Below are 5375 nucleotides of genomic sequence, written 5' to 3'. Positions count from 1 at the left end.
CGTCAAAGGAGAAGTTGAAGTTGGTGAATGGGGAGTAAGCAAGAAAGCAAGGCTGTCCGAATGAATGGGGCAGCCTCGCTTTTTGCACGTTATTGTTCACTCGTGACCGTAACCGCCAACCCGTCCGCATCATAGGAAAGGGCAATCACAAGGCCGTCTTTGTGAAATGCGAGTGCAGGCGGGTAGTCTTGGCCAGAATCGGACTGTTCATACTGGTTTCCAAATAGCGTGATGAGCTGTTGTTTCAGATTGTTGTAAATCGCTGTGAGCTGATCGTTTGTATACTCCTGGCCGGCATCGAACGAGTAGCCGTAGAAGGCAAGCTTTCCGTTCTCAAATCCATAGACGAGCAGCGTATGATATCCGAAAAGAGAAGTCGAATAGACCCAGGCTTGGCCGCCGTCTATATTTTCTTGTAGGATAAATTTTGCGGTTTCCAACTTCTTGACTTGAGAAGTGGACATGCCGAGTTTTACTCCACGGAACAGCTGTTCCATTTTAACTTGATTGAGTTTTGCTTTGGAAGGAGTTTCGTATTTTACCCGGGCATCGCGATCGACATAATATCCGCCGCCTAAACCTAACATGCCAGGTTTAAACGTGTAAATGCGATAGACTCCGCCGGCTTTTAACGTTTTTATGTAAACTTTCTTCTCTCCTTGTAACTTATAAAGCTCGGTATCTTTCAAAACAGTTAATTTGCCGATCTGTCCCTGCACCAATTCCATGCCATTCCACCAAACTTTTGCTTGCGCATCGTGGGCGTGAAATGGCGACAGAAGGATTCCGGCGCTTAGCGCTGAGACTGCTAGAAATTTTTTCATGATCTTCATAAAGTATGCTCCTCTCTCACGAAAATGGAAGAATAATATGATCCATTTTAACCTATATTTCGCCCCTTAGCCAAGTGGGTGCGAAGCTTGTTTGACGAAATTTCGACATTTGCACAGCCAAAGCGGCCTCTTTTTCGTTGAAATCATTCTTTTTTCTCTTTTCTTTTGATGGAAAGACCTCTATGATGAAAGAAAAAGAGAAAGGAAGGAGCGGGCGGAAGTGAGGAAATGGGTGCAGGCGGTGGCAATCGGAATGCTGTTGGCTGCGGCCGGATGGCTTTGGATGCCGAGTTCATCAATGGTCAAGGCGGAGGATTGCGGGGAGCTTGTCGGAACGGAAAAAGTGTGGTGGGACGGCGCTGAACTGAAGCCCGGACAAATCGGCCGGTTGACGGTGATGGCGCCGACAGAGCTATGGTTGTCGAACAAAGCAGTGAAGACGCTGCCAAGCGGTGCGGTGTATCGCGTGTACGCGCTAGGCGGCGGCTATTTTGGTGTCGGCCGAGGATATGGGATCAAGAACGATGCCCGCGTCCGCTATGAAACGCCGTCAAGAGAGAAGTTGGCCGCTGCTTTATGCGTGCAGCAGGCGAAGGCAAACATGGCGGATGTCACGATGAACGGGGTGGCGATCGGCGACTCGCGCGCCAAGGTCGAAGCGATGTACGGCACGGCGAAGCGCAAGACGAAAAACGCCTACGGCCTATATTGGGAGGCGTATGATCAAGGCGGTTACAAAAACTTTTTGATGGTGAGCTATGACCGTGATCGGGTGGCGGCGATGTACACGAACCAACCGATCGTCCAAACGAAAAAAGGAACGGGCATCGGAACGGCGAAAACGGTGGTGGAAGCGCGCTACGGCCGGCCGCTCGTCTTCATCCAAAAAAAGGATGCCGTCTACGACATTCAAAATGACGAATACGGGACCTATCTTGTCAACGGCCGCTACGTCACCTTCTTTTATGACCGGTACAACAACAACCGGGTGGATGGCGTGCTTGTCGTCAATCGGGCGCTCGAGGATGAAAAGCCCGGGTTTTACGGAACGACGACGGAGGAGCTGCGCACAGCGTATGAATATCAAATTTTTGATTTAGCAAACGCGGCGCGCCGCTTGCACGGGCTTCCGGCGCTCGCGTGGGATGCGAAGGCGGCGGCGGCCGCCCGTGAACATAGCGAAGATATGGCGGTCCATCACTACTTCTCTCATACGAACTTGCAAGGATTGTCGCCGTTTGACCGTCTGAAGCGCCATGGCATCGCTTATCGCGTGGCGGGCGAGAACATCGCCTACGGACAATACGATGCGATTTTTGTCCATGAAGCGTGGATGCACTCGCTCGGGCATCGGCAAAATCTTTTATACCCGGACTTTACCCGCCTTGGCGTCGGGGTCGCGTTCAATTCATTCCATCAACCCTACTACTCTCAAGAGTTTTATGCTCCGTGACCGCGGATGATCCTTTCGCTTCTCAAGAGCGTCCCAGCAGTGCTGGGACATTTTTTTTTGACCAGATAAATGGAAAAAGATCCCCCTTTTTGTAGAAGTTTGTCGTATAATAGAATCGATTGCAACAAAATGATAGAAAGAGAGGAAAAGGGGACCAGTGGGAAAAGCGAAGAACATCATCCGCATTGGGGTCGGGGCGGTGTTGGCCGCATGGACGGCGCTGCAAGCGCCAGAAGCGGATGCCGGAGCGAATGTCGTCTACTGGGAAGGCATGCGCCTTGTGCAGGGGCAAATTGGAAAATTGGAGATCGTGAAACCGATTAACCTATGGAAACGGGAAAACGGGGCGCTGACGTTTGTCCGCGTGTTGCAGCCTGGAGAACAGTACCGGGTGTATTCGTATGACGAGGCGTTTGGCGGCCAATACGGGGTTGGCGGTGGATATTACGTCACCAATATCAAAGGACATGTTGTGTATAAAACGCCGTCGAGGGAGAAGCTGAAGCTTGTCAATCCGGGGCGGTATGGAGCGAGGCAGTTGGCGGTCGGCACGGTGGTAAAGGAGGTGTCGACGCGCATCGCCTCTGGGGTGGAAAAAGAGGAAATGGAAGTCGTCGGAACGCGCGGCAAGCAGCACGTGTACAAGCTTGACATCGATACGTCGAATGAGAGGCTGGTCATTGAGACGGCGCTGTCCAATGATCAAGTGCTTGGCATTGAACCGGTGCTTGAGCAGGCAAAACGGTACGATGGCCGCGACGGAACCGTGCTGGCGGCGGTGAACGGCGATTATTTCAAACAGGATGGTTCGCCGACCGATTTGATGGTGCACCGTGGGGAAATTGTGATAACAAATACGACGCCGGCGGCGGAACGGACGATTTTTGGCATCAGCGCTGATGGGAAGCCGATGATTGGAAACCCAGATGTTCAAATTGGCGTTCGAATTGGACAAGGAAGCTCATATCCCGTCGATGGCATCAACAAGCCGCGGCGCGCTCATCAGTTGATTTTGTACACCCCGTATTTCGCTGCTTCCACGAAAACGAACGCTCTTGGGACGGAAGTCGTGCTGACGAATGTACAAGGGGTGTTGAACGGGAATGGAACGGTCACCGGAACGGTGAAGAAAGTTGTAGTCGGTCAAGGCGATGAACCGCTCCAGCCTGGAGAGCTCGTGTTGTCGGGCCATGGCCGGGCGAGCGACTATTTGCGGCAGGCGAAAGAAGGGGATGCGGTGGAAATTTCCCTTCAGTATGACCAGCCCGAATGGAGTGGGGTGAAAGAAGCGCTCGGCGGCCGATACCGGTTGGTGGCGGATGGAAAAGTGCAGCCGTTTTCGATTGAAGGAGTCCATCCGCGTACAGCCGTCGGCATTGACAAGAACGGAAATGTCATGCTCGTCGTTGTCGATGGCCGCCAGCCTGCCCATAGCCAAGGAATGACATTGAATGAGCTGGCCAAGCTGATGTATGAGCTTGGCGCCGTCGATGCGATGACGCTCGATGGCGGCGGTTCTTCGACATTTGTCGTCCGCCAGCCAAACGGGCAGCTCAAAGTCGAAAACAAACCGTCTGATGGATTTGCGCGTCCGGTGGCGAATGCGCTTCTTGTTGTGTACAAAGAGACGCAAGAGAACGGGGAAAGCGAAGAAGTGCTTGATGATTTTGAAACGGAGTCGAAGTGGAATGCATCGGGCGTCAACTATGTGGGGGCTGCGGTCGAGCGGACGACAGAAAAGGTGAGAGAAGGAAAGCAGGCGCTGAAAATTTCATATGATTTTCGCGGGATGCCAGGGACATCCGGCGTCTATGCTAGTCGGGAGGAAGCGATTTGGATTTCGAAACGGCCGCAAGCGATTGGCATGTGGGTGTATGGAGACGGAAGCGGCCATTGGCTGCGCGCCCAGCTGCGGGATGGAAGCGGGCGCCGCATCTGGATCGATTTTGCCCGCCATGTCGATTGGACCGGTTGGAAATATGTGCAAGCCGCTGTGCCTAGCGATGTCGCGCTTCCGCTCATGCTGGAGATGCCGGTGCGTTATATGGAAACGGAAGCGGGACGGAAAAACGCCGGAGCGATTTATATCGACGGCCTTCGCGCCATCTTCCGCTGATGCGCTCGCCTCCCCTGCTTGCCTAGAAGGATGGTGAATGAACAAGGGATGTTGCTCATCGATAGGGGTTCCGAAATCGAGAAAGTCCTTGCATGCTGCTCTTCTAGGCATTTGCATTTCTCTGAAAAGTATTGTATATATTATAAAATGGGCGGATAGGCAAACCACAAGGGAGGCAAAAGTTTGACGATGGACGAGCAAACGTTGTTGGAGCAGTTGCGGAAAAATCCGCCGAAGCTGGTCGGAGGATATAAAAAACAAGGATGGGCGATCAAAGTGTTGGAGCGAATCGCCAATCCGGATGTGGAAGACGAAGGGGACGGTCGGGTGACGGCCAAAGCGGTGCTGCGGGCGCAAGACGGCACGTATTACCCGGCTTTTTTGACAATTGACCTCCATCAACAAGGAAGAGTCGTCGGCGTCTATTTTATCGCTGAAAACAAGGAGCAGTTCGATTTGATTCCGTTCGAATGGGCGAAAGAGTTTCTTGGCAAGCCAGAGCAGGAAATCGTTCCGTTTCGCTACCGGACGCTGAGCAAAATCGACGGCGACAAGCAGCAAACCCATTGGCCGGACTTTAGTTGATCAAGGCTGGCTCTGACAGTCAAAAAGGTGGCTGAAGAGTCGGCCTTATTTTATGCTTTGAAGGGCTTAAGTTCGATTTTTTTCAGAACATATTTTCATTTTGTGTCTTTTCCAGTAAAATTGAAATACATGTTTACTATTTTCATAGATAGCAGGTGAAAGTGTGAGGAGAAAACGGAGAAAAGCATTTTCCATCATCGGATGGCTGGCGGTGTTTTGGTTGTCGTTTTCGCTGTTGGCTGTTCAGGCGGAAGCGGCCCCGTTCCCAAGTGTGGAGAGGCTTGAACAGCATGCCGCCCAGCTTGAGCGGGCGATGAAAGCGGATCAATGGTCCAAGCCGTACCGTCTCTTCAACCAAGTCAAACGCGATTATGAGGCGGCAAAAAAA

General features: G+C 52.2%; 4 protein-coding genes and 1 pseudogene. 4 read left to right on the top strand and 1 reads right to left on the bottom strand.

Going from position 1 to position 5375, the window contains the following annotated elements; all coding sequences use genetic code 11:
• Nucleotides 1-89: 89 nt before the first annotated feature.
• Complete coding sequence (locus VU18_RS13885; protein ID WP_047758310.1) at nt 90-833, bottom strand: hypothetical protein; 744 nt, start codon at nt 831-833, stop codon at nt 90-92.
• Nucleotides 834-1053: 220 nt separating this feature from the next.
• Between VU18_RS13885 and VU18_RS13880 the strand changes: the two genes are divergently transcribed.
• The 4 genes and pseudogenes from VU18_RS13880 to VU18_RS13865 form a co-directional block, all read left to right on the top strand.
• Nucleotides 1054-2286 carry a CAP-associated domain-containing protein gene (locus VU18_RS13880; RefSeq protein ID WP_047758309.1) on the top strand — a complete coding sequence of 411 codons (1233 nt, stop codon included), beginning with the start codon at nt 1054-1056 and terminating at the stop codon, nt 2284-2286.
• A 157-nt stretch (nt 2287-2443) separates the two neighbouring features.
• Nucleotides 2444-4402, top strand: coding sequence for a phosphodiester glycosidase family protein (locus VU18_RS13875; protein WP_047758308.1), 1959 nt, complete (start codon nt 2444-2446; stop codon nt 4400-4402).
• A 183-nt stretch (nt 4403-4585) separates the two neighbouring features.
• The gene (locus tag VU18_RS13870; RefSeq protein WP_047758307.1) at nt 4586-4987 is read left to right on the top strand and encodes a hypothetical protein; all 402 of its coding nucleotides are present in this window, start codon (nt 4586-4588) and stop codon (nt 4985-4987) included.
• Nucleotides 4988-5150: 163 nt separating this feature from the next.
• Nucleotides 5151-5375: pseudogene (locus VU18_RS13865) on the top strand (hypothetical protein); the annotation flags it as partial.

This window comes from Geobacillus sp. ZGt-1, from assembly GCF_001026865.1.
Lineage (GTDB): Bacteria > Bacillota > Bacilli > Bacillales > Anoxybacillaceae > Geobacillus > Geobacillus thermoleovorans.
Note: the sequence above shows the minus strand (reverse complement) of the source record. Positions and strands in the feature narration are given on the sequence as shown.

Excerpts from the sequence above, each read along its gene's own strand:
- VU18_RS13885 (WP_047758310.1), bottom strand. The coding sequence starts at position 833 with ATGAAGATCATGAAAAAATTTCTAGCAGTCTCAGCGCTAAGCGCCGGA.